This window comes from Thermogutta sp. (assembly GCF_039793925.1).
Lineage (GTDB): Bacteria > Planctomycetota > Planctomycetia > Pirellulales > Thermoguttaceae > Thermogutta.
This window is the reverse complement of record NZ_JBAMME010000316.1, coordinates 1-24844: the sequence shown is the minus strand read 5'-3', so window position 1 is coordinate 24844 and position 24844 is coordinate 1. Positions and strand designations below refer to the sequence as shown.

At 57.5% G+C, this 24844-nt stretch carries 19 protein-coding genes; 13 read left to right on the top strand and 6 right to left on the bottom strand.

The window, feature by feature from the left end:
- Positions 1-34 precede the first annotated feature (34 nt).
- The 4 genes from ABJK56_RS17155 (at position 35) to ABJK56_RS17140 (ending at position 4448) form a co-directional block, all read left to right on the top strand.
- A complete protein-coding gene (locus ABJK56_RS17155; RefSeq protein WP_347245905.1) occupies positions 35-910 on the top strand; it encodes a lysophospholipase in 876 nt (291 codons plus the stop codon).
- A 754-nt stretch (positions 911-1664) separates the two neighbouring features.
- Positions 1665-2111 carry a hypothetical protein gene (locus ABJK56_RS17150; protein WP_347245904.1) on the top strand — a complete coding sequence of 149 codons (447 nt, stop codon included), beginning with the start codon at positions 1665-1667 and terminating at the stop codon, positions 2109-2111.
- 278 nt (positions 2112-2389) lie between these two features.
- Complete coding sequence (gene mtaB, locus ABJK56_RS17145) at positions 2390-3703, top strand: tRNA (N(6)-L-threonylcarbamoyladenosine(37)-C(2))-methylthiotransferase MtaB (RefSeq protein WP_347245903.1); 1314 nt, start codon at positions 2390-2392, stop codon at positions 3701-3703.
- 286 nt (positions 3704-3989) lie between these two features.
- Entirely contained in the window at positions 3990-4448 is a 459-nt protein-coding gene (locus ABJK56_RS17140) for a response regulator (protein ID WP_347245902.1), read from the top strand.
- Positions 4449-4550: 102 nt separating this feature from the next.
- Here ABJK56_RS17140 and ABJK56_RS17135 read toward each other — a convergent pair whose 3' ends face one another.
- Complete coding sequence (locus ABJK56_RS17135; RefSeq protein ID WP_347245901.1) at positions 4551-4859, bottom strand: hypothetical protein; 309 nt, start codon at positions 4857-4859, stop codon at positions 4551-4553.
- Positions 4860-5373: 514 nt separating this feature from the next.
- On the opposite strand from ABJK56_RS17135, the gene ABJK56_RS17130 reads away from it, so the two are divergent.
- From ABJK56_RS17130 to ABJK56_RS17120, 3 genes are all read left to right on the top strand, one after another.
- Entirely contained in the window at positions 5374-8001 is a 2628-nt protein-coding gene (locus tag ABJK56_RS17130; protein WP_347245900.1) for a PQQ-binding-like beta-propeller repeat protein, read from the top strand.
- A gap of 40 nt (positions 8002-8041) precedes the next feature.
- Positions 8042-9229, top strand: coding sequence for a DUF697 domain-containing protein (locus ABJK56_RS17125; protein WP_347245899.1), 1188 nt, complete (start codon positions 8042-8044; stop codon positions 9227-9229).
- Positions 9230-9375: 146 nt separating this feature from the next.
- The gene (locus tag ABJK56_RS17120) at positions 9376-11019 is read left to right on the top strand and encodes a GTPase (protein WP_347245898.1); all 1644 of its coding nucleotides are present in this window, start codon (positions 9376-9378) and stop codon (positions 11017-11019) included.
- A gap of 65 nt (positions 11020-11084) precedes the next feature.
- Here ABJK56_RS17120 and ABJK56_RS17115 read toward each other — a convergent pair whose 3' ends face one another.
- Positions 11085-12125, bottom strand: a complete 1041-nt coding sequence (locus ABJK56_RS17115) for a hypothetical protein (protein ID WP_347245897.1) — start codon at positions 12123-12125, stop codon at positions 11085-11087.
- Between the two features lie 359 nt (positions 12126-12484).
- Between ABJK56_RS17115 and ABJK56_RS17110 the strand changes: the two genes are divergently transcribed.
- The 3 genes from ABJK56_RS17110 (at position 12485) to ABJK56_RS17100 (ending at position 14283) form a co-directional block, all read left to right on the top strand.
- Complete coding sequence (locus ABJK56_RS17110) at positions 12485-12649, top strand: hypothetical protein (RefSeq protein ID WP_347245896.1); 165 nt, start codon at positions 12485-12487, stop codon at positions 12647-12649.
- Entirely contained in the window at positions 12615-12917 is a 303-nt protein-coding gene (locus ABJK56_RS17105) for a hypothetical protein (protein WP_347245895.1), read from the top strand. Before ABJK56_RS17110 ends, ABJK56_RS17105 begins: the two co-directional genes overlap by 35 nt.
- Before the next feature lie 85 nt (positions 12918-13002).
- Entirely contained in the window at positions 13003-14283 is a 1281-nt protein-coding gene (locus ABJK56_RS17100) for a hypothetical protein (RefSeq protein WP_347245894.1), read from the top strand.
- Here ABJK56_RS17100 and ABJK56_RS17095 read toward each other — a convergent pair.
- Positions 14216-15967, bottom strand: coding sequence for a tetratricopeptide repeat protein (locus ABJK56_RS17095; protein ID WP_347245893.1), 1752 nt, complete (start codon positions 15965-15967; stop codon positions 14216-14218). The two genes, ABJK56_RS17100 and ABJK56_RS17095, sit on opposite strands and share 68 nt — an antisense overlap.
- Positions 15968-16394: 427 nt before the next feature.
- Positions 16395-19574 (bottom strand): CHAT domain-containing protein, encoded by a 3180-nt coding sequence (locus tag ABJK56_RS17090; RefSeq protein ID WP_347245892.1) that lies wholly within the window; start codon positions 19572-19574, stop codon positions 16395-16397.
- A 396-nt stretch (positions 19575-19970) separates the two neighbouring features.
- Between ABJK56_RS17090 and ABJK56_RS17085 the strand changes: the two genes are divergently transcribed.
- A complete protein-coding gene (locus ABJK56_RS17085) occupies positions 19971-20213 on the top strand; it encodes a hypothetical protein (RefSeq protein WP_347245891.1) in 243 nt (80 codons plus the stop codon).
- Positions 20214-20362: 149 nt separating this feature from the next.
- Positions 20363-20773, top strand: coding sequence for a hypothetical protein (locus tag ABJK56_RS17080; RefSeq protein ID WP_347245890.1), 411 nt, complete (start codon positions 20363-20365; stop codon positions 20771-20773).
- An 11-nt stretch (positions 20774-20784) separates the two neighbouring features.
- Here the strand turns inward: ABJK56_RS17080 and ABJK56_RS17075 are convergent, their stop codons facing one another.
- Complete coding sequence (locus tag ABJK56_RS17075; protein WP_347245889.1) at positions 20785-22002, bottom strand: sialidase family protein; 1218 nt, start codon at positions 22000-22002, stop codon at positions 20785-20787.
- Between the two features lie 14 nt (positions 22003-22016).
- A complete protein-coding gene (locus ABJK56_RS17070; RefSeq protein WP_347245888.1) occupies positions 22017-23630 on the bottom strand; it encodes a sulfatase-like hydrolase/transferase in 1614 nt (537 codons plus the stop codon).
- 921 nt (positions 23631-24551) lie between these two features.
- On the opposite strand from ABJK56_RS17070, the gene ABJK56_RS17065 reads away from it, so the two are divergent.
- Positions 24552-24844: helix-turn-helix domain-containing protein (locus ABJK56_RS17065; protein ID WP_347245887.1), on the top strand; the 293-nt coding region annotated here is incomplete at its 3' end.

Sequence of the window (24844 nt, the reverse complement as noted above, 5' to 3'; positions counted from 1 at the left end):
GGAATTTTTCGTCCATCAGCGCTTTGACTCACCCGTGGATACGACATGGACAACGCGCCACGGCACCCGGCTGGTGGGACGCCTTTGGGAGCCAGCCGACTCTTCTCCCCGCGCACGTATTTTCGGATTGCATGGGATTCTCGAACACTGCGGTAGGTATGAGTGGTTCGCCCACCAGTTGACGTCCCATGGCTACAGTCTGGAAATGATCGACCTGCGGGGACACGGACGTTCGGAAGGTCCGAGGGTCAGCGTTCGCGATGTCGATCAGTACCTCGAAGACCTGGATGACGTCAGCCGGCAACTCCGCGAGGCTGGCCGAGAGCCGGATTTTCTTTTCGGACACAGTATGGGTGCCGGGCTAATCATTTTGTGGTGCGCCACCCGACGCCCACCTGTCAAAGGTGCTGTTCTCAGTGCCCCGCCTATCATGATTGCCGTGCGGATACCGCGATGGCTGATTGAACTGGGACGATTTCTTGTGAAAGTTTTTCCGGACATCCGCGTCGTTCAATTGAAAACGGCGCGGCGGTTCGGTCAGCATGCTGTATCGCGGGACCCAGCGGTGCTCAAAGCCCTCCGTGAGGACCCTCTCGTTTTTCGCGGTCGTTTTCCGCTTCGAACCGGTCTGGAACTCATTGATCTTCAGGAAAAACTCCAGCACGCCGCGACCGAGTTTGAAACGCCTTTTCTTTTGCTCCAAGGCACGGGCGACAAGCTCTCTTCAGCAAACGGCGCGACGCTGTTCTACGAACGGGCATCCACCGTCGATAAGACGTTGCGGCTGTATGAGGGGCTTTATCACGAAGTCCTCAGCGAGCCGGAGAAAGATCAGGTCATCGTGGACGTGCTCCGATGGCTAGATGCCCACTTGGCCAAATCACCTCAGCAGCGGAACCCACCAGCTTGATAGTCGCGGCGATCGCCCCACCGTCCACAACAGCCAGGGGAAGCGCGTGGCTCGGCGAGGAATTTCAGAGAACTGCCATTTCTTTTAGGAGTTCTCTTTCTGACGCCAGCACGATCTCTCGTGGGGCACGACCGGCGTGGCCCTCCAGGATACCGCTTGGTAAAACGTGCTTGTTAGGGCCAGTCATTGAAGGTGAATCATCCGAGTCGTTGGCACTGTTAGGCCCCAAGAGCGCTCCTACCTGGTGTTCCCCGTGAGGTTTGGGCACACCGCTTCTCTGCGCAAATAAGCAATCTGTGCTACCCCGGACAACCTCAAGGACATCGTTTTTCGAGTCTTGCCTGGCAATTCGCGCGGGATTAGCCGCATCTGGCGGGAAAGTCGCGAGTTTTGGAGAAGTTACAACCCGGTCTGGACCGGGCGTACACAATGGCACTGCAGGTATCAAAAGCGCACCACCAACTGGCCGGGGTGGAATAAGATGGCTTCAGATCGCATCATTAGTTGTAAGCGGGAAATGCGATTGCCGGATGCGGATTGGGGGCACATCTTGGAAAAACAGGATAAGGGGCAAAGAATAGCAAATCGATATTAGTGGAAGGGTAAGAACGTCTTGCCTGCTTTATCCGCAATGATGGTCCGTCCAAAGAAAGCAATCTCTCCCCGAGCTGTATCGTGGGTCCTGTCAGGACGTCGGCGCAGGCGCTGACGTCCCGTGTGGTCCGTATGTGGTTTCACAGTGGAGGTTGTAGCGATGAAACGAATTGTTGCTTTGTTCGTGGCTTTGGGATTGTTGGTCGCTGTGGTTGGTTGTCCGAAGCCAGCCACTCAAACAGAAAAGGGCAAAACGCCCGCCGCGAGTACCACTCAAAAAGAAGCTCCGAGCGAAGTTCGACCTGCTGGTCAGGAGCAGCCAGCCGAGCCGCAAGGTGCCGCCGAACAGAAAGGACCTGAGCTCCCGGCTCCTTCGGCACCCGCCGGAGTGACCATGCCGCCAGCCCCCGAGCAGCCTGCCGCCCAACCGGCTGAGCAAAAACCGGCCGAGCAACCGGCGGAACAACCTGCTGAACAGAAGCCGGCGGGGCAGCCTGCCGAACAGAAGCCGGCTGAACAACCCGCAGCCCAGCCCGCGGAGCAGAAACCGGCCGAACAGCCGGCTCCCGCCGAACAAACGCCGGCCCAACAACCGGCCCAGAAGTGATCCAGGGGTCGATCCCGTCAGGAGCAGTTTGCACTCGGCCTGGCCCCTTCCATTTTAGAGAATGATGGAAAACGCAGCGCGAGCTCCCCCGGAGCTCGCGTTTTGTTTTTTGCCCCGCCGCATGCGGGTGGTGGAAGAAGTTGGCGTCCTCGCCGATGGAAACGGTAAATTGGTCGCTGACCCCGGTCGGCCGGCACCTCCTGCGGTATAATGGCATCAAGTGGTGTGATTAAATTCTGTCAGACAACCTAAGTGTGTTGATAAAGAATCCTCTGTTTATGCCGACGCTTCGTACCATCACGCTCGGATGCAAGGTTAACCAATACGAGACGGAATACCTGCGTCAGGGGTTCCTCCATCTGGGGTATCGGGACGCTGAGCCCGACGACCCAGTGGACCTGGTCATATTTAATACCTGCACGGTCACCCATCAGGCGGACGCTGAATGCCGGAAGATTCTCCGAAGGCTCGCCCGGGAACATCCCGAAGCCGAAATCATCGTGATGGGCTGCTTTGCGGCCAAAGCGGCGGACGAAATTGCGGCCATGCCCGGCGTCTCGGAAGTGTTGACCGACAAGCGTCAGATGCGGGATTGTCTCGCCCGGCGAGGCCTTGTGGATGTCCCCACGGGGATTTCGTTTTTCGCTCGCCGCCATCGTGCGTACGTCAAAGTCCAGGACGGCTGTGTTTTGCCGTGCACATATTGCATTATTCCCCAAGTCCGCCCCGGGTTGTGGAGCCGCCCGGTGGAAGACATCCTCTTAGAAGTTCGGCAACTGGTGGACAACGGCTATCGGGAAGTGGTGCTGACAGGGGTCCACCTAGGGTTATTTGGCCGCGGACCGAACGACGACCGATCGGTCGATCTTGCCGAACTCGTTTCACGACTCCTCGGTGTCGATGATCGGTTTCGCATTCGGCTGTCGAGCCTGGAAGTCAATGAAGTGAGCGACCGCCTCCTGGAGCTGATGGCGGAAAATGGCCATCGGATCTGCCCACATCTCCATATCCCTCTACAGAGCGGGTCGCCGAAAATCCTCAAGCGGATGCGGCGTCGAGCAGATGTTGAGTATTACTTGCGTCGTTGCGAACGGGTGAAACAGGCCCTGTACTACCCGGCGATCACTACGGATATCATGGTCGGCTTCCCCGGGGAAACGGATACCGATTTCGAAGAAACCTGCCAGGTTGTGGAAACGGTGGGGTTTGCAAAGATACACATTTTCCGGTTCAGTCCGCGGGAGGGAACCCCGGCCGCCGAGTATCCCGATCAGGTTCCGGAGCATGTCAAGAAAGAAAGGTCGGCCCACTTGGACCGGCTCGCCCAGCAAGTGAGACGGCGTTACATCGGGGAACTTATTGGTTCTCGGCTGCAGGTTCTTTGGGAAGACCTCGTCACCGACCCGGCGGGCCGCCCCCAGGCCGTGTTGGGCATGTCCGACCGATATATTCCTGTTCGAGCTCCTGCAAATTTGGGTGAACTCGGAGAGCTAGGGCAAGTCGATGTGTGCGGATTTGATGGCGAGTTCCTTTTGGTCGGCGGGCAGGATTGCTCGACCACTTTGGCCGTCCTGAATGTCACAGCGGATTGACTCCAGCCCCGCCATTTTGGGGAGCGGTGTTGAAATAATTTGGCCGAGACGCCATCATAAGGGGAGTGATCGTCCATCCCGGTTTGCGAACCTCCGGGCACAAATGGCGGGCTATCGGGTACACGAAATATGAGGTTTGACTCCCATGCGGGCTCCGGGGCTGGCGTCGCAGCCAAGCCCGTGAGGGTTCCCACCCAAAAATATCGCGGAAATCCGTGAATGCTAACTGGTTCTCACGGTCTTTTCCGCCGGATAGAAGATTCCCTCCTGAGACGAGGATACGGCCATGGCTGTGCGAAAGTCGAGCAGCACTGGGGACCAATCTGTGCGGGATGAAACCACGGCGACAGCGGTGGAGCTGTCTCCGGCATCCACTGCACGCCGCAAACGAATCCTGCTGGTCGACGACGACCCGGAGATCGTTGAATCGATGCGGGTGGCCCTAGAAGCGATGGGGTACGAGGTCCTGATCGCGAGGGATGGAAACCAAGGGCTGGCCCTGGCGGATGCGGAAAACCCAGACCTTGTTATCCTCGATATGATGATGCCCAAGAGGAGCGGCTTTCTGGTCCTAGAGCGTCTCCGCCAAACGCGGAAGGTCCCCGTCCGTGTCATCATGATCACCGCCAACGAAGGGAGTCGGCACAAGGCGTACGCAGAAATGCTTGGCGTAGACGATTACATCCGTAAACCATTCGCGATGGATCGCCTGCTGGATAGCGTCCGACGGTTGCTGGAAAGCTGATCCCGAAATGGTTTTCACAGAGGGGCTGACGAATTCGGCATCTGCAGGACGCCAGCCTCCAGTACCCCGGTGAGCGTCAAAAGCATCGCTGGGAACGAGGTGTCAGAGGCGAATCCCGCGGGCAGCCGCCAGTTGAATGATCGCTCTTTTGAAGTACTGAAATTTGTACTTGGGCTTTCTCTTCGCCCACAGATACGCCGACTGGAGGATTTCCGCAGGCAATCGTCCGGCTTTCACCAGTCCGACCACGTAGGCGATAAAGCCTTCCTCTTCGGGTGTCGCCGTGTGGAGAGAGGCTTTCAGTACTTCAGGATTCAACCACTCGGGAGTGTCGGCTGAGCATGTTCGCTGAAGTAACCACCCACCTAAGAGAGAAGTGGCAAACGTCCTGAGAGCTGTCCGGCGATCCATCATTGGCGTCCTGGTGGATGCATTTTTACGCGTCGACCAAAACTTCAAAGCCTTTCCATGCGGGGCGATACTACCGTGAGCCCGACCGCTCTGACAAGGCCAAAAATCTCACCAACTCTCACTCTGCGCTGCGTGTTTTTACTCCTGCTTCTCACGATGAGCCGGGAAGATTGGGGCATCAATGGGGAAAGGGTCCTGAATCAGGCGCGGCGGGCACGACAAGCGTGCCCCTCCGTATTCTTGGGAGGGACCTGCTCCGCGCGTCCGCCCCTGCTTGTCAGGCTCGTTTTTGAAGGTTGGGGAGTCCATTCCATTTCACGGCGCAATTTCGCTGAGTACGCTTGCTTTCACTTATCTGTTAAAACATGGCAATTTTAGTTATCACGGGAGCGATCGTCTGGCACTTCCATCGGCGGCAATCACATAATGGCAGGAAATCCGTCCCGCTGCCTCCAGAGAACCCGTTTTGCTTGCGAAACCGAAAAGTCGCACAGTCGGCAAGGAGGGCTCGATAATGAAAAGACCCGCAACTCTCGGCGCTGCGATTGAAACTCGACACCGATCGACCGCCCAACCAAGGGATTGTGTCGCCCTCATTGCTATTCTTGTTGTCACCACATCCTGGATCTGGGCAAGCAGTGGTTGTCGGAAGGCAGTCATTACTCCTGAGGCGAAGCCCTGGCCGGCCATAGCAACGGATCCCCTGGAAACCGACCCCGAACTGGAACAGTGGCCGATGTTCCGAGGTCCGCTTGCACAAGGCATCGGCGTGAAGGCTCATCCGCCGATCCAATTCTCGCCGCAGCAAAACCTCAAATGGAAAGTTGCGGTGCCCGGTCAAGGCAACAGCTCACCGGTAGTGTGGGGTGATTACGTGCTTCTCACTTCTGCCGTGGGTGATGGCCGGGAACCCATCGGAATGCTTCTCGCCTTCCGCCGTTCTGATGGCCAGTTACTCTGGCGGCGGGAGGTGGGCCGACTCCATGGCAAAACGCATCCCAAAAACGGTTACGCCTCACCCAGCGTGGCCACGGATGGAGAGCGAATCGTCGCGTTTTTCGGTTCCGCAGGCTTGATCTGCTGCGATTTCCAGGGCCAACTCCTGTGGCAAAAACCGCTCGGGCTGCAAGAGCATACCTATGGGGTGGCTGCCAGCCCAATCATCCTGGGTGACACCGTCATCCAACTGTGCGATCGTGAGGAGTACTCGTTTCTGATCGCTGTCGACAAGCGGACCGGCGAAGAAGTATGGAGAACCCCGCGGGATTCCACCGGCTGCTGGACTACACCTGTGCCCGTGCGACTGGCAAAAAATCTTTCTTACTTGGTTATCAACGGGGGAGAGGTGGGCAGTGTCGGGCGACTGAGCATTTACGACTCTCAAACTGGCCGCACCCTCTGGTCCTATGATGGATTAGAAACCCTCGTCACCCCAGTAGCCCTGTTCCGCAACCAGACACTTTTCAGCCTGAGCGGTCGCAATGGGCCGATCCTGGCCTTTCATCTGGAAGGAAAGGAAAGGGCAGTTCAGGCCCGGCTACTTTGGCGTCTGCCGCGGGGGGGGCCGTACATCCCGTCGGGCATCGTCTATCGTAATCGTCTGTATGTGCTTTCCGATCTGAAGTGGCTCACCTGTTACAACCCGGGAAGCGGCGAGGTCATCTGGCGAGCCCCTCTGGAAGGGACGTTTACGGCCTCTCTTGTGGCAGCCGACGGCCGATTGTATGCGGTCAACGAACGCGGCGTAGTCTTCGTGGTGGCGGCGGGGGACGAATTCCGTCTCCTTTCCCGCAACGAAATTGGTGGCCGGTGCCTGGCCACACCCGCACTGGTCGATCGCGATTTCATTTTGAGAACAGATGAAGCGCTCTACTGCTTCAATGAACCTGCCCCGTCAAGGGATATCGATCAGGGGAATTCCCAGCCGACCGCGAGGGGGTCTGAAAGCGGCAAAGAACGAAAGAACTCGTTGACTACATCCGGGAACGCCCTTCACGACAGTGCAGCCGAATCGGCGTCCGCGAAGACGCCTGTGGATATTGTGTCCGGAACTGATTGGCCAGTTTTTCGGGGCACGCCCACGGCCACCGGCTTGTCGCTGGGCCGATTCGATCGGCCGCCCGAGCAGGCATGGGTCTTCACCGCCGAGAACGATTCTTTCACAGCCACACCGGTAGTGGCGGAAAATACGGTTTTTCTAGGCGGCAATGAAGGCAATTTTTACGCTGTGGATCTCCAAACAGGTCGAAAACGTTGGGCATGGAAGGCACCTGCCGGAATCCTCGCGCCTGCCGGCTATTCGAATGGCAATGTCTACGTAGGAGACATCAACGGCGGCTTTCACTGTCTCCGAGCGCAAACCGGTGAACCTGTCTGGCAGATAGAGGTGGAAGGAGAAATCGACGGGGGCCCCGGCTTCGCCACCCTACCCTCAGGCAAACAGGTCGTGGTGTTTGGATCCCAGGATACGTTCCTCTACTGCGTGGATGCGCAAACAGGGAAATTCGTTTGGAAAGCTGGTGGTCACGACCAAATCCGCTGCACGCCCCCCATCGTCGAGGGCCGTACTTTCATTGCCGGATGCGATGGAAAACTGCATGTGGTCGAAATCCACCATGGCCAGGAAATCGCCGCTGTTGACCTGGAAGGTCCAACCGGCTGCACACCCGCAGTGGTCGGATCTCTGGCCTACGTGGGCACGGAAAATGGTGTGTTTTTTGGGATCGACTGGATGCAGGCCAAAGTCGTCTGGCGTTATGACAATGAAAACGATGGCAGAGCCTTTCGGGCGTCCGCGGCGGTGAATGAGCGCTACGTTGTGGTGGGAAGTCGGGACAAAGCCGTCCATTGCTTTGACCGCATCTCTGGCCAACATCTCTGGCGATTTCCGACGCGCCGGTTCGTGGATGCATCACCTGTCATTGTGCGGGCCACCCGGAACGGCGATCCTGACGACGATTTGGTTCTGGCGCCTTCGCTGGATGGCCGAATTTATGCCATTCGTGTAAAAGACGGAGAATCACTGTGGTCGCTTACTGTGGGCGGGTCCATTTCGGCATCCCCGGTGGTGGTGCAAAAGGCTCTCCTCGTTGCCACCGAGGATGGCGATCTGGTGTGTTATCGTTCCGTTCCCGATCCGTAACATTATTTAGCCAGTAACTGAACCACTATGGGTGAAGTTTATGATGATCTTTCCCAGGGCTGCGGAGATCAATAATCCGAAGTTTTCTCGAACCTTAGAGGAACTGAAAGCCCGTTTGCCTCGGCCGGTTATCTGGCTTGTGGGAAAGGCCCAGGCTGGCAAGACGTCGATAATTCACGCGCTCACGGGAGATTCACGCGCGGAAATCGGAAATGGATTTGAGCCCTGTACGAAGTCCTCGTGGCGTTATCCGTTCCCAAACCATGAGTTGCCTCTTCTCGAGTTCCTGGACACTCGCGGCCTTGACGACCCGGATTATGATCCCGCAGTGGACATGCAATGGCACGAGGAGCAAGCGCACCTGGTCATGGCCGTCATGCGGGCGATGGACCCGGCACAGGAAGTTGTACGATCTGTGATTCAACAGCTGACGGTTAGGCATCCCGAATGGCCGATCATTGTAGTGCAGACGTGCCTTCACGAGGGGTATCCCTGGCGGGAGCCGCGGCATATCCTCCCGTATCCTTTTGATCGCGCTCCCTTGCCACCGGAAGTGCCGCAGGACCTTGCCCGGGCCCTCACCCTGCAACGTTCATGGTTTCAAGGCCGCAACGTCCGGTTTGTGGCCATCGATTTCACACTGCCTGAGGACGGATTCACCCCGCAGTTTTACGGGCTCGAGCAGCTCTGGCAGGCCATCGAGGACGCGTTTCCGCTAAGCCTCCGGGGGTTGATCGCAGCGACCCAAGAGCTGCGTCATCACGCCGGTGCCATCCATGCGCAAAAAGCGCAAGATGTGATTTTCCACCACACACTCCTTGCCGCGGCAGCGGGAGCAGTCCCAGTTCCGGCGATCGACTTACCCCTCATTTTGGGCATTCAATTCCTCATGGCCCAACGGCTCGCAGCCATCTACAATCAACCGCTTACTTGGGAGCGTTTTTGGGATATGGTGGCAACACTGGGATGGGGATTTTTTACTCGCTGGGGGGTGCGTTATGTGACTCGCGAACTGCTCAAGGTATTGCCGTGGCTTGGCCTGCCGGTTGCGGCGGCCTTTAGTGGCGCTTCCACCTACGCCCTGGGACACACCCTGGCCTGGTATTTTGCAGAGATCAAAGATGGTGCACTGCCCACGGCCGAGGACATCAAGCACGTTTATCAGAATGAACTTATGTTTGCCCGGGAGCACGCCGCACGCCTTTTTCAATCGATCAAAGGTACTTGAAAGACAAAAATGATAGTCAGTCTGTTCCTTCCAACTCGTGCTGACACACGTTTGACAGAATCACCATATGGCCGACCAATAAATTAGCGTCTTTTTAGTGTTTAATAAGCATTAAAAATAAAGCATTAAAAATAAGAGGGACTTCCATGTTCAGTAAACGTCAGGCTATTCTCTGGGCGATCACCCTGGCGATCGTGGCTGTTCCCTACGTTGGCCTGATGGTTGTCGGGGCGTACACTCTCTGGCGTAACGGGTGGGTATTTATCTATGGTATCATCACCGCAGCGATCACCGCGGCTTTTTTTGTCGCTGTCCGTTATTATCGCAAAAAATCGCCACCAGGTGCGTTCAAAACACCCCTGCCAGCGTGTCCCGAAGATTGGCCCTTGCGAGAACGAGAGGCCTGGGAGAAGGTAGAACAGCTTGCGTTGCAAGCCGCGGCCGGTGAACTATCCGTCAATAGTGTCAACGATATTCAGGATGTTCTGCTTCAACTCGTACATACGGTGGCACAACATTTTTATCCCGACAAGGAGCAAGCGTATCTCCAGGTGCCGGTGACCGATATCCTCAAAATAATTGAAAAAGTAACCCGGGAACTTCGTGAAACCGTTCAAAAAAATTTTCCCGGTTCCCATATTCTCACTATCAACGATTGGATGAAACTCCGAACATACTGGCAGTGGTGGCAATCTCTGTATATTATTTACCGCATAGTGACCGCTGCTGCCTCGCCGATTAATGCGCTATGGCGTGAGTTTCAGCGCTATGTCACCAGCCAGTCTGTTCAGCAAACAATGGATCAAATGAAGTGTGAAGCGCTGGCCTTTATCATCCGCCGCGTGGGATTCTATCTCATAGAGCTTTACTCAGGTCGGGTGATTCTGGATGAAGAATTATTCGAGAACCAAAGAACAGCTGACATTCAGACGCAGTGGAAAGCAGCCGCGGAGCACGAAATTGTTCCCTCGGAGTTTATTCGGATCGTGGTGGTGGGGCAGCTCAAAGCGGGAAAATCGAGCCTTGTGAATGCCCTCTGCAGCGACTGGCGAGCACATACGGACGTTCTCCCGGCCACCGATCAAATTGCCCGTTACCGTCTCATCCCCGAAGATGACAACTCCGGAGAGAACGACAAGAATCGATTGCCGGGAGGACTTATTCTCGTGGATACTCCAGGTTATCAGACCGCCCAGGAGATTGCGAAATTCCGCTCCCTGTGGGAAGAGCTGGAGCAGGCGGATATGGTGCTGATTGTTTGTTCGGCTCGCGTCGCTGCCCGAAAGCCGGATCAGGAATTTATCCAGCAATTCCGGCAATTCTTCCGAGAGCGTCCGCTGCTGCGTCAGCCGCCGCTTATTGCGGTGTGTTCATTCATCGACGAGCTCCGTCCCCGTCAGGAGTGGAATCCCCCCTACAATTGGCAACAACAGAAAGCCGCCAACAACTTATCGCCGAAGGAACAGTCGATTCGGGCATTTGTGAATAGCGTCCGGCGCGACCTCCAGCTAACTTCCAACGAGCCCGCCATCCCTGTGTGCACACATCCAGACCGCCTGTACAACGTGAAGGAGGGGGTACTCCCCGCGATTCGCGACCGCTGGCAGGAGGCCCAAGGTGTGCAGCGAAATCGGCTTCTGCGAGAGCACCGCAAACGCGAAAAATGGGGATTGCTTGGTCAACAGGCAACACACGTTCTCCCGCACGTCTCACGGGTCGGCATGCGATGGTTGACGGCGCGATTCGTCGAACGACTGGTGAAGCAAGGCTGGAAACTCCTCCAGCGCTGATAAGCCGATCGCATTATTTGCTCGTCCATCCCAGATGCAAAATTGGTGCGACGGGTGCTAATGAATCACTCTGGATTGGGCCCGATGTAGCGGGTGGCTGCCACGATGTCGTCAAACCACACGCGGCTGATATGGCCTTCTGGCGCCTTCGTGATGTAAAGTAATGCCCATACGAAGTTGATCTGAAGGCGTTCGTCATTTCTCCAGCGAAAACCCGGAAAAGGTTCTCCGCCAGGCGGCACCGTAAATGTTTCTGGACCTCCTTTCTCGTCATTCCAACGAATGGACTGGCCACCCTGGCCAGGCAGAAATCGATCGAAGGTCCACTTGCCGCGGGGGAATCCCGCTCCGAGGTGACTTACCAGACGACCGTCCAGCCAGAGGGCAAGTTCACCGTTACGCTCACTCGGCGGATCGTTTAACTGGATCATCACCTCCAGGCATTGCCAACGCCCTTTGGTGACTTTCAAATTTGGATCATTGATGAAACAATTACCCCAGGTCTGACCGCGGGGCGGACTTGCCCGCATTTCCATCCAATAGGTGTAATAGTCCCAGCGCCAGTCGCTGCCAAAGGGTTCGATGCCCACCGTCAACCGCTCATTCCCGCGAGGGCGTTCGCCGGCACCACCCTGCGGCCAGGGAGTAGGCGGGTAGTAACCACCCACATGAAAGAAATGGTGGATGGGCGCACAATCGGGATCGAACTTTACATAAAACCGCACGAAGAGTTGCTTGTAGCCTCGCTCCAACCGCCGGTAGAGATGCCCACCGGTTCCCCGGCCTCCCGTGTGCGTCATGAGAAGCGAACGCGTTCCCGTGCTGCCCGGTGCGTTTTCCGAAGCGAGACTCATGATTTCCGGATGGGAAATCTGCGTCCAGCGGCTTTGGAGTTGGCTGATCGTGTCCAGCTCAAAATCCTCGACGAGCACCACATCGGGATGACTGCGCAGCCTTGCCCAATCACCAACTTTCTGAGCAAGGCCTGGTCCCTGAGGCAGGCCCCTAGGATTGGCCTCTACCTCCGATGCGGCAAGACCTGCGGCATTGACCACCGCGCTGGCAACAATCACGACACACTCCAGAAGCGGCCTGCAACTCAGCATGGCTGGACCCCTCGGATAGCAAAGACACAGTGTAGGCTGTGAAACGAATCGGCCAAACCGCACGAACATAGATCGGGCGGCGGATCATGGTGCCGGGGCGTGCGTTCCGTTCCCTCGAAGTATCCGCACGGTCCAGAAGGCTGAATCAAAACGTCACGGATATACCCCTTGCATCGACCGGTCCGCTAGGCTCAGCCATTCCCGCAACTTCGGCCGTTATTATGCACTAAAAAATCACCACCGCAACTCTTCCAACTGGCGGTGGTCGTTTTAGATCAGTACAGACCACAAGCGGAAACTACTTTCTGGAGCGGGACGACACCCGCGAAAAGCTCGAGGCCCTCCAGGTGGCCTTCAATATGGGGCTCAAGATCCGGGCCGCCGACCTCCGCGAGCTTCTGGACATCTCCGACACCGCACCGGAGGAGGAATTTCTCCAGAATCCGGCATATCGCAGCCTGGAACAGGCGAACGGAGAGGAGGGAAAAAATGTCCGAGGAAAAGAAACCCTGGTTCCTGGATGAGGAATACCTCCGCACTGCTTCTGACAAAATGAAGATTCTTGCCAAGTATGCCCGCTCGCAGTGGGAGTGGGAACACATGTCGGAAGAGGAAAAAAGAAAAGAGCTCGAGAAAGTCTATGAGATAAGGGAGAAATGGCGCAAACAAGGAATGTTTGACCCCTATACACTCGCAGCCCTCGAAGAGCGGGAGAAAGGCAAGGCTGCTGGTCGTGATGCCCGTTCTCGTCCGGATGAAGAGCAAGACGCCAGCGGAACGATTATCCTGTAATCGAGAGAGATCCGCAACTCCTTGAGCCTCTTCGACTCGTCATCCTGTCCCAATTCCCGTCTCCCTGTGGTGTAGAATCCACAGCATGGATCTCTACACACCCTCGGCTGATAGTGGCCTCTTCAACCTCCTGGGAAAGCTCTTTGCCCTGGGGCGGGCGGTGGATGCCACCCGTACAGGGAACGTCTGGACCAAGCGGCAGGCCCTGGAGGCGGTCCTCGATCTGGCTCCTCAATTGCAAACGGCGATCATAAGCCACGACGCCTGGGATGCCGCCGGGGCCGCGCTCCACAACCAGATCGTTGCCGCGGCGCAAAGTCTTATCCGTCGCTACATCGAGGAGAAAAACTTCACCTACCGGACACTCAACCAGGCCCTGGAAGTCATCCGCAGCGATCTGGTGGCGGGCGGCTACTATTTCACTGCCTCCACAAAGTCCCTCACCGTCACGCCGGGAGCGGCAAACCAGGGCGATGCCCTCATTGCTGTTTCCGACCGCAACGGCTATGGCGAACCCGTCTGGATCTATCCTGAAACGATCAATTTGAAGAGTGATGGAACCCGGTTGACGGTATCCGGAGCCCGGGCTAGCACTCTGGGCCGCGGCGATCGCGACTGGCCCCAGGGCTCAGGGGCCTACTTCACTATCCCCCTGGCCTCTCTCAATCAGTCACTGCTGGCCAATCCCGGATTGGAGACGACGTCAGCCGCAAACACCCCCGATGCGTGGACGATCCATACGGGAACACCGGGCACCACGATTGTCATCACCGAACCGGAACAGCAGCAGATTGCGATCACAGGAAATCCCACAGGAGGTTACTTCGTACTGACCTGGACAGATCCTCTGGGAAAAGTCTGGCACACGACGCCCCTGGGGCCGGCCCCCACGACTTCCGATATCCAGGCCGCCCTCCGCGGGATTCCCGGCCTCGCAGCAGTCACAGTCAGCGGCACGAACCCCTTTACGGTCATCTTCGAGGACACACCGGGGGACATCGCCCATCTTCAGGTGATCAACAGGTTAACTGGCGGCACAAATCCGCAGGTGACCGTCACCACAACCCGGGCGGGCGACGTGCTGAGCTATCGCGGGCGGAGCCTCAAGCTGGTCGGCAACGGGAGCGAACAGACGACCCTCTATCAGCCGGTCCGTCTCAGCCCCGGTCGGGTGTATCTGTTCTTTGCCCGGGCACGACGCTCGTCCAGTGCCACGGGGACTGTCAACTTCGAGCTGCGGCGGTCGATCAGCGACACCGCGCTGGCTGATTCCGCGGGAAATGTCAAGGTTTTTGGGTTTATTGTTTCTGATCCATTTCGGACTGGGATTTTTCTTCCTTCTTTTCCTGTTCGGCAGGCGGGTTGATCGGCTCAGGAGGTTCCTGGAGGAGCTCGCGCATCGGTTTACCGGACTTGTAGGTTTCCAGCTCCTTCATGAGGGCCTCTTTCTCCTCGCCTTCGCCGAGTTCCACGGCTTTCTGAGACCATTCGATGGCCGTTTTCAAATCGCCCAGTTCGGCATAAGCAGCCGCCAGCGTGCTGAGGATATGGGCTTCCTTGTACTGCGTGAGCTCGCACGCTTTCTTTGCTAATTCGAGAGCCCGCTTGCCGTCCCGCAGTTTGTCGTCGGGAGAAGTGGCCAGCACCCAGGCCAGATTGTTCAGAACGCCACTGTCGTTGGGGTCAACCTCCAAGGCCTTTTCGTAATCCTTGATCGCTTCCGCATGGCGTCCCATGCTGAGCAGGGCATCGGCACGCCCCCGGAGTGCCGCCACATTCTTGGGATCGGCTTCGAGCACCTTCGAGAACTGCTCGATCGCTTTGCCGTAAAACTTCTGAGCGGAATACAACAGGCCTAACTGAAGCGCGAGGGTGACTTCGTCCTCACCGCTCTGCGCCTTTCGCACCTGTTCAAGATCTGCGATAGCCTCGCTGAATTTGCCGCTGCCGGCCAGAATGGCTGCCCTCAGCCGTAAAAGCGCTGGATTACCCGGACGCAACTTGATGGCCTCGTTGATATCTTTCAGAGCTTCCTCCGTTTTCTTCAGTTCCTGATAAACAGCAGCCCTGATCATCAAAACGGCAGGATTTTTAGGATCAAGCTTGGCCGCCCGGTCTAAAAGCTCGATCGCTTTCTCGTATTCCTTCTGGACAGCGAGAATCCGTGCCCGGTTGAAAAGAGCTTCCGCGGTGTTCGGGCTGAGCTTTTCGATTTGGTCGCACACCTTGAGGGCTTCGTCATAGCGTTTCAGCTCGATCAGAGTGTCGATCTTGGATTCCAGCGTAGGCAGTGAATCCGGCTCCTTTTCCAGCGCTTTATTGAGGTCCGCCAGGGCCTCTTCGGGTTTATTCGCCTTCAGGTAGCTCTGCGCCCGCAAACGCAGGGGTTCGGGGTCGTCGGGCAAAAGCTCGACGGCCTTGGTCAGGTCGGCGATGGATTCCTCCTTGCCCTCCGTGAGCTGTCCGCGAAGCATGTACGCGTCGGCAAGCAAGCGTGGATTGTTCCCGCCCAGTTCGATGGCGCGGCCACATGCCTCGATAGCCTTTTTCTCATCTCCCCCAGGGAGAGCCTGGAGCCTGGCCACGGTAAACCAGGCCTCGGCCTGCGTGGGATCCACCGCCAGACCTTTCTCGAGATCTTCCAGAGCCAGGGCCCGAAACGCCGGCCAGTTACGATCGATGGGAATTCCGCCTAGGATGACCTGCGCAATCATCATTCCGCGTTGGATCCGCGTGGCCGCCAGAAGCTGTCGCGCAAACTCCTCATCCTCTTTATCCAGTTTTTTCGACAGGGCCTGTTCGCAAAGGCGGATTACCTCACCCAAATCATTGAGTGTTCGCGCGGAAAGCTTCAACTCCACCGCGCGATCAAGGTCTTCCCGGCCAGTTGTTTCCTCCGCCTTCTTGGCTTCGCTCCCCGCAGCAGACTCCTCAGACGCCAACACGTTCCTCGCACCGATACCGACAAAGCTCCCCAGTAATACGATTGACACCAAGGAGGCAATATATCGGGCAAGACGCGGTGATTGGGAAAGACTTGAGGGCTTCATCTTCACACTCCTGGCGGCAAATGACACTCCCATACGAACAGGCAATTGGGAAATTGTAGCAAAATTTGCGCGTGCAAGTGAATAAAGTTTTTCACTTATCATTATGGTGAGAAAACGCCAGCAACGGCTATCCCAGGTTGGCGACGGCCATCCACCACCCGAGGAGGGAACCGATTTTCAGGCAGGAGCGCCATCGCGCTTACAGGCCGCTCGGGGAGACCCCTGTCGGTTACCGCGATAACCGTCCGATAGCCAGAAAGCCTCCTGGACCATCTAACGCCCAAATGCAGTTTACGGCCTGGTAGCCACCGTGGCGACGGACAAACCAATGGCCAATCCACACTGAGACAGTCAGCGGGTCGGGTTTTCTCATGCGAAAAAAGATGCGACGGTAGCGACCGCCGGTGTGCCTGACGGCTGTTTCCATTCACTGGTCTTTATTGGCATTTCCGGGCGGATTGGCCTGTTCTTGAGGGGCTTCCCCGCCAGGTGCCGCGGCCGGAGGGTTTCCCTGGGCCGGGGCGGGCGGGTTATTGCCGCCAGGTGGTTCAGCGGATGCGGTCGTAGCGTGCCCTGCATCGACGAGAAGCAAATTGGCCCAAAATAGCGGATGTACCATTTTTGCTGGGGGATCGTCGGGCTTGATTTGCACTCGGGGTTCCTGTCCGGGATCAAGTGGCTCCGTCATCACCAGGAGCATCGCCCTCTGGAGGCTCTCGCTGGCCGACTTTTCCGGCCATTCCTGGAAAAACTCTTTTAACAGTCTATTGAGGCTCTGCCCGCCTGTCCGCCATCGCCCGAGAAGCAGTGTCTGCGAACCCATCGCCTGAAGGCTCGCGGCGGCAAGAAAAACTTCCTGGCCCCCGAGCGAAATGTCATTCTTTCGCAAAGCCGATTCCGTAGCCATGTGAAGGCCCGGAAGGGCCACCGTGAAAGGTCGTCCGTAGGGTAGCTCAAGCCACTCACCTAACTCGCTATTCACTTTGGCCAGGGGAAGCGGTGTGAGATTGAACGGCCGAGCGCAGTCGCCTAGATCCTCCAGAACCACAAGCTGGTCGAATAGAGATGCGACCAGATGGCTCGGGGGAGCGCTCGGTGATGAACGCAATACCAGTGCTCCCGGGAGCGATTCAAGAATCGCGGAGACGCGCTGCTGCCCCACGGCAGCCTCTTCCTGTGGGTTAAGGCGTCCCTGAAAGACGAGTGTTCGAGCTTGGGGAGGAACACTGGCCGAAGCGCCCATCACCGCGGAAGTCGACGAAATTGAGTAGTAAATCTTGTGTTTAGCGACAAGAGGAAGATATCCGTTATCCGCCTTGACACAGAGCGCCTCAAATGGAAGATACCACAAAAAGCCATCTGGCACGATGATCAGTTGGTCGAAATCGGCAGCCAGATCGGCTTTTGAACCCGCCACCAGAAAGTTGAGCAAATTGGCACCCGCCGATTGCCAGCCAGTGTCTGTCACGTCTTTGACCGTGAATTCGCGGTTGCCGTCCAAGAACCCGAGCTGCGTGAGGTACTGGGTCAGCAACTTTTGGACCGCCACCTGCCCCCCGCGGAGTTGCCAGGTGTCATACTGATCATTCGTGACATAAAAGACGAAAACCTCGTTCCCGGCGGCAAAAAACGTCCACAGGACAGTACCTGGCGGAAGTTGCTGGCGAATCTGCTTGGTCGGAATGAGAGGCGGAAAGGGAACACCCACGGCATTGCGATCCACGGCCATCGCACGCAGCAGACTCTCCTGTTTTCTCACCACTTCCACCCAGGCATCCCACTTTTTCTGGAGAGCCACCTGTTCCTCGTTGTTTTTTGGCACAAGATTGCTCGCGATAAGCTCTTGTCGCAACTGCCGCGACTGTTTGCTGAGCTCTGCGAACTGGGGATACCGCGCAAGCAGGTTTTGCCGCTCCTGGCGTGCCTGATTATCGAGAAGGATTTCCGGCGCCTCGAGAAGTCGCCGCAACGCATCCAGCCGTCCTCCCAGCGGGAGAGCCGATTGAAATCGGTGCCGCCGGGCACGGTCGGCTATTTCCAACGCGTCCTCCCATTGCTTTCGCTGCCATGCGATGGCAAACCACTGATCGTAAAGCGTGGGATGAGGAGTCGAAATGACAGCCAGACACTCCAAGGGATCGATCGCCCAATCCAGGTTAGTAGGGTCCCGCAGAAGGAGCTGATACAGCTCGTGGGCAGTCCGGGGCGTGATTGGCCCGCGCAGCCCGATTTGTCCCGACGCGTAGACCCGCGAAAGACGCGATATCTGAAAGAGCCAGTGGGATGTGCTGCGCATCGCAGGAAGGGCCGCGTTGAGAGCCGCCTGCCCCTGTGACGTGGCGCCGCTATGAAGCAACAAGGCTGCTCGCAGAAACGCCAGCCGGGCCGCCACTCGACCGGTGCTCATCTGCCGGCGGGAAACAATGCTCTGGGCGTCATCGAGGGCCGAGGACGCCATCGCCAGATTGTTGGTCGCCAGGGCCTGCTCCGCCAAACTGACGTCCAAACTGGCCTGGATGAAGGGAATCCGCTTGGTCTTCGCCCAGGCGAGAGCCGCCGGCAGCACTGGGTAAATTGTTTGCGACCGCCCAACCAGATGGGCCACCGCCGCCAAACGCAGGGCTTCTTCGAGCATCAAGCCGTCGCCATAGTAAAACGCATCGTAGCTGGCTTCCTGAAAGAAATTGATGGCGGCGCCATAATCCCCACGAGCCAGCGCCAGTTTTCCGAGCTCGATGAGAGCGATCCCCGAAAGCTGGTGCTCAAATCTGCCGGCAACGGTGGTCGAACGAGTGAGAAGCGGAATCGCTGCATCCAAACGGCCTTCACTGACCGCGCTCAGTCCCCCGAGTAGGTCCCCCCAGCATTGCGACCAGTGGTTGGGCTGAGTGTACTGAACGGAAAACACACTCGATGCCGGCTTACTCAGCGGATCTGCCAGAGATAAGGGACCAAGAAGCTCAATCCTCCGGCGCAACGCCAGCGCTGTGCAGCGGATGATTTCCACCACATTAATGGCCCGAGCCTCCTGGGGCACAATGGCACCCCGTTCCAGCAAACTGGGATCCACAATGATCTGCGAATAGGTGTAAAGGCCCGTGGAGGGAACCTGGCCAACAGGGTTTGTGCGAGTTCTCTGTCCCCAGGGGATCGGCTGATTGGCGCTGCTGAGCGGGCTCGCTCCCGCCGGCGGAAGAATCACCTGCTGCAGCCAGGTGGGATAGCTCAGGGCAATTTCCAGAGCTGCTGAATAACTTTCGTACGCCCGATCAAGCTGCCCCATCTGGTAATAGCACTCACCCATCATCGCAAGGTAGCACACGGAATCCATAAATCGCCGTGTGCCGAATTTCATGGCGCTGCGGTAGCACGTGTCGAACATCTGGAGCGCATCGCGGAATTCCCCCTCATGCATCAGTTCCAGGCCACTGTAATAGAGGGGTTGGGGCACTTGTCCCCCGGAGCTTAGCTGAGCCAGGCCCGATTTAGGCAAAAGACATCCCACCGAGAGGGCTAGCGCGAGGCTCAATAGTCCAGGGACAGCGCGTATGCCCGGAAAGGACCTTTCCTCGCGAGAATGGAGCCGCAGAATTCTTGATGCTTTCATCGAGCTCGCCTGTCGACGCAGTAGCAAATCAATCAGCCCGGGGAGCCGGTTTGTCCATTGACGACGGTTAGGCATCCTGCCCACTGCCCCTCGATCCCTTCGCCCGACCTTTTTCCAGCCCCCGTTGGTAAACCACAGCCATCCTTAATTCGATCTTACGACTTTTTGAGAGCCCCGGCTAATAGGCAGCTAAAGTCTGCCTCCCGTACGGACGATAACGAAAATAACGGATTTGCTGGTCCGCTCGGTGATTGAATGCTCACGTCTGTGCTGCGCCGAGTCCGGAGTGCTGGATCAGACAGGAGGACCGGGAAGGATGGATGGCCCTCTCGGGGGTGGGTGACGAGAAAACACTGGCGTCGAAACACGCCCCTATCAGGAACACGGAGGTCGCGAATGGACGGCCAAAAATCACGCACATTGGCTGCATTTCTGCTGCTCGGTGGGATGTCGCTGGGGATGCTCCTGTTGGGCACTGGGTGCCAGGTGGATGTTGGAGGACAGACCCTTCCCAGCCCCTACTACATGAAGGATGACGTGCAGTACTTTGCGCCGGGTCCGGAATTCAAGCTTGCCCGGGAGGCGGCGGCACTTCAGCAGGCCAAGGCCCAGCAGACACAGCAAACCCCTGTCCGCTAAGCCGGAGATTGTAACGCGGAGCCAGCCCTCCCGCGGAAGCGGCACCAAACCGCCAGAGACCGCGCGAGGGGGGCATCCGTTTGGGATGTGTGTGCTGTTCAACTGCCCCGACATCCGCCGGGGCATTTTTCGTGGGAGCACGTGCCAGCATGGACTTTCCGTTCCGACTCCCTCTCCTGACCGAGTACTGGATTGAGCTGGTATTGGTCTGGCTGGGATTCGGGACCGTGATCGGTCTTCTCGCGCGAGTCGTCTTTCCCGGCCGTGAACCGAGCGGACCATTGGGCACGGTCCTCATCGGCGTGATCGGGGCAGTCGTCGGACCTCTCTTCATAGAGACGGTGTGCGCTCTGGAGGAATTCAACCCCATCAGCCCGTTGGGCTTTGTGGCGGCACTGGGCGGAGCCTCCGTGGTGCTGGTCCTTTACCGCTTCCTCCTGTTAGTGATGAGTGACCATCTGCCTCCCCAACGGACCGAAGAGCGTCTCGCTCCTCCGCCGGAATACCCTCCACCCCCGCCACCCTACCAGTATCCCTGGCCGCCTCCTCCTACGGCGTGAAGTGCCGCCCGTCAGTCGGTCAGCCCCAGTTCCGTAAGCGGAACAACAGAATCGCGCCTCGTCAATTCACGAAAGCGCTTAAATCGGTGGAAGGTGAGATAATTGGCATCGTGAGCATTGTGGGCCCCGCCTGTCTCGTCGTCGTAGGCAGTTCGAATGGCGGCAATAATGTCGTCCCCGTCGAAAAGCCAGTCGGGATACTGGAACCCGTGCCACTGGGTGTCCGGATGATAGAGGAGCACGGTGCGGATCTCCCAACGCCGTAAATCCTGTGAAGCAATCAACGCAAGTGTGTTGCGGACCCTTGCGGCGTCTAGTCCTTGATGTTTGGGAGGCACCCAATTGACGAGCGACCAGTACCGCTGAGACTGCGGATCGAAGCGGATGGTGAATTTCTTGGCTCCGCCCGGAAAATCCGCAAAATCGCGATTGGGATCAAACCGGAGCGTTCGCCCGTCCCGAGCCACGTGAACAAGAGCGGCTTTTCCTCCCTCGGGACAGGCCACCCGCAGAATGTTGAGAATCTCCCCCGCCGGATCGATCACGATATTTCCTTCCAGAAAACCACCGAATCGCCCACCAAGCCACGACGAATCGCCGGGCAAAGGATCACTCAGAGTCCAGTTATCCGCCACGAGAAGATCCGCGTCGACAGGAGCCGAGATCACCCGGGCGCGAAACGATCGCCCCCATTGCCGCGGATTGGTGGTATCTTCCACGGCCCGCCATATTCGGCCGTTGTATTCAACCACGGGCACAGGCGCACAGTGAAAGCGACCCCTTGCCAGCAGGCCGCTCATCTCATCATCCGGTGAAGTCCACGTTCGCCCCCCATCGTTGGAGCGTCGAATGACGAGATTGCCATAGTGACTCCACGTCCCCAATAGATAAAGATGCTCGCGATGAACAAACAGCGTGGACCAGAACTGTCCGTCCACATCAGCCACGTGCTGCCAGCTTTCACCACGATCTTTTGAGATAAAAACCCGGGTTTTCGCCCTCTCGTGCTCGGTGGACCCTGGTCCAAACTCGTCGTGGGAGGCTACATAAGTCCCGTCCGGAAGGACTGCGAGACTCGGCGATCCGATATAGATTTTGCTGGTCTGGGGCGAATGATCGATGATGACCCCGGGAACCGTCTCCTGGATCGGTCCACCTCCAGCCGGGGCACACGCCGAAATGGTGAAGGTAATCACTGCCAGGCAGAGCACCCCGCGCTGCAACATCATGCTGCACACTCCTTTCAGGCTTCTGGACCTCTGACTAGCTCGTTCGGCAACACCGACATCGCCAGACGCGCATTCTGCTCAGATACATCCGCGAGCGATTGAAAACTATATAGAAACTCTGCGGTGATCTTCAGAAACTCGCCTGCAATCTGAGGACACCGGTCGGCCACCTCATTCACCTCCCAGCGGTCGTCCGGCTTCACAAACAGCCTGACCCGGCGGCGAAGTTCTTCGATTTCCCAGTCACTCAGCGAGTCCTCTCCCTCCTGTGTTCTCATTTTTACTAAGTTGGCAAGGTCCGCCCGGGCACTCACCACAGTAAGATCCTGAGCCGTCCAATGCTCGGAAACTGCCTCCTCACCGTCTTCCGTTCCGTTGCAGGACTCCGCGATCTCTTCGGCGTCTTCTTGACCGACCAGCCGTACCTGTGCGAACCAACCACGCGTGCGCACAGCCAGAGTTCGGTGTCCATCCCAGACAAAGAGGCGATCTCGCACCTGATCCAGCTCTCCGCGAATAACGGGAAGAAGATCTTCTCCACCAATTGCAACCCATGTCTTATTTGGCGGAATCGCCAAATCGCTTTGCCCGATAGACGTGTCCCCACCGGAAAAGCTCAGGATACTAGCCGCCAGATCATGGAGATAGACGAGGGCCTGACTCCGCTCCGATTGTCCGGCGCCATCGGAAAACGCGATTATCAAGGGAATGTGAAGAAGTTCCGCGTGCAAAGGCGCATGCCACGTACCCAGCCAGCCGTGCTCTCCCAGAGGCATTCCCCGGGCTGAGGTGATGACCAGCATCCAGGGCTCCCGGGAAGCAATGTCCTCCAGTGTGCTCCACAACCCGGCCAGGCAAAGGTCGAGAACTTCCACTTGCGCGGCATAAGCTGAGACAAACGGTAACAGCCAGTCGGGGTCCGCCTCTCCCCGAAAGCGAAGCCGCGGTACGTTGGTCCCCGGCCACGGCTCAGGATCACCCTCCTCATGGTGCCGCATTCGCATTGCCAGCGGTGCATCCCAGCGATTTCTCAGGTCGGAAAGATGGCACCACACCAGCGCCGCCCCTTCCATCTGTGACAACGTTTCGCACAACTCCGAAAACACCAGGGCCGTGCGAGTCTCCGCCCAATCTTCCGCAGGTCGTCCAAGCGGAATCACCTCGGGTTCTCCGCGGACAACCCGAAGGGAAATCCGCTCTGGATCCCCGGCCTCGTCCGACGTCCCACCGATCAACCGATGTTCCTCAAAAGATTGAGCCAACGGATGTGTCAAAACTGATCTTTCCGGGCTGATGAGAACCGTCTTCCAGCCCCGCTCGCGCAGCGACGACACGACGCACCGCTCTGTGGCGCCCTCCTGGAAAATACCGGTCCGGGCAATCTCCTCAATCCGCGACGACAGAGAATCACGAATCCTCCATTGCGTGAATGCCATCTGCGCGGGATGGAGCCCCGTCCACAGCGCTGCCGTTTGCGCTCCGCGATGCGGCGAACCGATCAAACAGTGATCAAACACAAAACCACTCGCAGCAATGCGATTGAGCGATGGTGTTTCCACCCAGTCGTTGCCATAAGGTCCCAAAAATTCCGCCCGCAATCCGTCAGCCTCGATAACGATGATTTTCATAACGCTCCGTTATGGCTCCGATCTCACCTTTTTTCCCATTGCTCCACCAATTGACGCCACCGGACTGCGCAATCCGTCCGAGCGACAAGGAGCTCGTGCCTGTCACCCGGATTGGTCGCAAGATTAAACAGATATTCCTCCACTTTATCACTCGCCCGACAATGAAGGTACTTCCGGCCTGCCAGTCACGGCCGGACCTTTGCTAGGGGACGCACAAAATCGAAGGTACCCCGAAAGCCGTTCGCAGTCGAACGTGCAGCCTCGGTGTGAAAACTCATCTTACCAGGCCGGAAGAATCTCTTATCACGGCTGTCGAGGAGACGACTCTGATGATGGGCGTTAATTTGGTGAAGAGTCTCACACGGAGGGTGTGAGCATGGTTCGCCAGGTAATCATGGACAAGCAGTAGAAAAAGATCGCGAAGTGCTTCAGGCCACCTGTCAGGATCGAACCCAATTCCATGTCCCATGTATTGGCGCGATGGGACTCGGCAAAGTAGAGAACACCACCTCAGAACTGCTTTTGCCGAAAACGAGCTTGTGGAACCTGATGGCAGTCGTATCCAACATACGTTATTAGAGCGAGATGGACTCCAATCGACTTCCGTAACTGTTGATACAGAAAAAACTTCCGACACAATGGTGCCGCCTGGTGGCACACAATCCGGCACACTGGGCGAAAAGACATGATCCGCGCCGGCAGTGCAGTCATCGCCGTGATACTGAATCGGCGCCGCCGAGCGAATTGCTGGCTGATTCTCTGCTGGAAGGTCATGCCCCTCGACTGCTTGAGTGAGCAACTCGCAAAGATACCAGCCCCATGCCATGCCACGGGATACTGGGGTTTGCATCGCAAAGCCGGGCTGACAGCGAAGCATGAGTTGAGGAGATACATATCACAAAATCTGACAAAACCCGACAGTTGCGGCTCGCTCAGAAGAATGCCATCGAGCTTCTGCTGGCCGGCAAGACTGATCAGGAGGTGGCCGAGGCGGTGAGAGCGAGTCGGCAGACGGTGACCCTGTGGCGCAACAGGGATGAGTTGTTCCAGGCGGCCCTGGATGCCCGGCGGCATGAAGTCTGGGGAGCCCAGGTGGAGAGATTGCGGCAACTGGTGGCTCGGGCGATTCAGGTGCTTGAGGATGATCTCCATCAAGACGAAGATCGGCAGTTGCGGCAATCGGCGGCCGTCCACATCCTCAAGTGCGTGGGGCT

Excerpts from the sequence above, each read along its gene's own strand:
- ABJK56_RS17085 (WP_347245891.1), top strand. The coding sequence starts at position 19,971 with ATGGACGGCCAAAAATCACGCACATTGGCTGCATTTCTGCTGCTCGGT.
- ABJK56_RS17080 (WP_347245890.1), top strand. The coding sequence starts at position 20,363 with ATGGACTTTCCGTTCCGACTCCCTCTCCTGACCGAGTACTGGATTGAG.
- ABJK56_RS17115 (WP_347245897.1), bottom strand. The coding sequence starts at position 12,125 with ATGCTGAGTTGCAGGCCGCTTCTGGAGTGTGTCGTGATTGTTGCCAGC.
- ABJK56_RS17100 (WP_347245894.1), top strand. The coding sequence starts at position 13,003 with ATGGATCTCTACACACCCTCGGCTGATAGTGGCCTCTTCAACCTCCTG.
- ABJK56_RS17140 (WP_347245902.1), top strand. The coding sequence starts at position 3,990 with ATGGCTGTGCGAAAGTCGAGCAGCACTGGGGACCAATCTGTGCGGGAT.
- ABJK56_RS17125 (WP_347245899.1), top strand. The coding sequence starts at position 8,042 with ATGATGATCTTTCCCAGGGCTGCGGAGATCAATAATCCGAAGTTTTCT.
- ABJK56_RS17095 (WP_347245893.1), bottom strand. The coding sequence starts at position 15,967 with ATGAAGCCCTCAAGTCTTTCCCAATCACCGCGTCTTGCCCGATATATT.
- mtaB (WP_347245903.1), top strand. The coding sequence starts at position 2,390 with ATGCCGACGCTTCGTACCATCACGCTCGGATGCAAGGTTAACCAATAC.
- ABJK56_RS17075 (WP_347245889.1), bottom strand. The coding sequence starts at position 22,002 with ATGATGTTGCAGCGCGGGGTGCTCTGCCTGGCAGTGATTACCTTCACC.
- ABJK56_RS17070 (WP_347245888.1), bottom strand. The coding sequence starts at position 23,630 with ATGAAAATCATCGTTATCGAGGCTGACGGATTGCGGGCGGAATTTTTG.
- ABJK56_RS17110 (WP_347245896.1), top strand. The coding sequence starts at position 12,485 with ATGGGGCTCAAGATCCGGGCCGCCGACCTCCGCGAGCTTCTGGACATC.
- ABJK56_RS17135 (WP_347245901.1), bottom strand. The coding sequence starts at position 4,859 with ATGGATCGCCGGACAGCTCTCAGGACGTTTGCCACTTCTCTCTTAGGT.
- ABJK56_RS17130 (WP_347245900.1), top strand. The coding sequence starts at position 5,374 with ATGAAAAGACCCGCAACTCTCGGCGCTGCGATTGAAACTCGACACCGA.
- ABJK56_RS17120 (WP_347245898.1), top strand. The coding sequence starts at position 9,376 with ATGTTCAGTAAACGTCAGGCTATTCTCTGGGCGATCACCCTGGCGATC.
- ABJK56_RS17150 (WP_347245904.1), top strand. The coding sequence starts at position 1,665 with ATGAAACGAATTGTTGCTTTGTTCGTGGCTTTGGGATTGTTGGTCGCT.
- ABJK56_RS17090 (WP_347245892.1), bottom strand. The coding sequence starts at position 19,574 with ATGAAAGCATCAAGAATTCTGCGGCTCCATTCTCGCGAGGAAAGGTCC.
- ABJK56_RS17105 (WP_347245895.1), top strand. The coding sequence starts at position 12,615 with ATGTCCGAGGAAAAGAAACCCTGGTTCCTGGATGAGGAATACCTCCGC.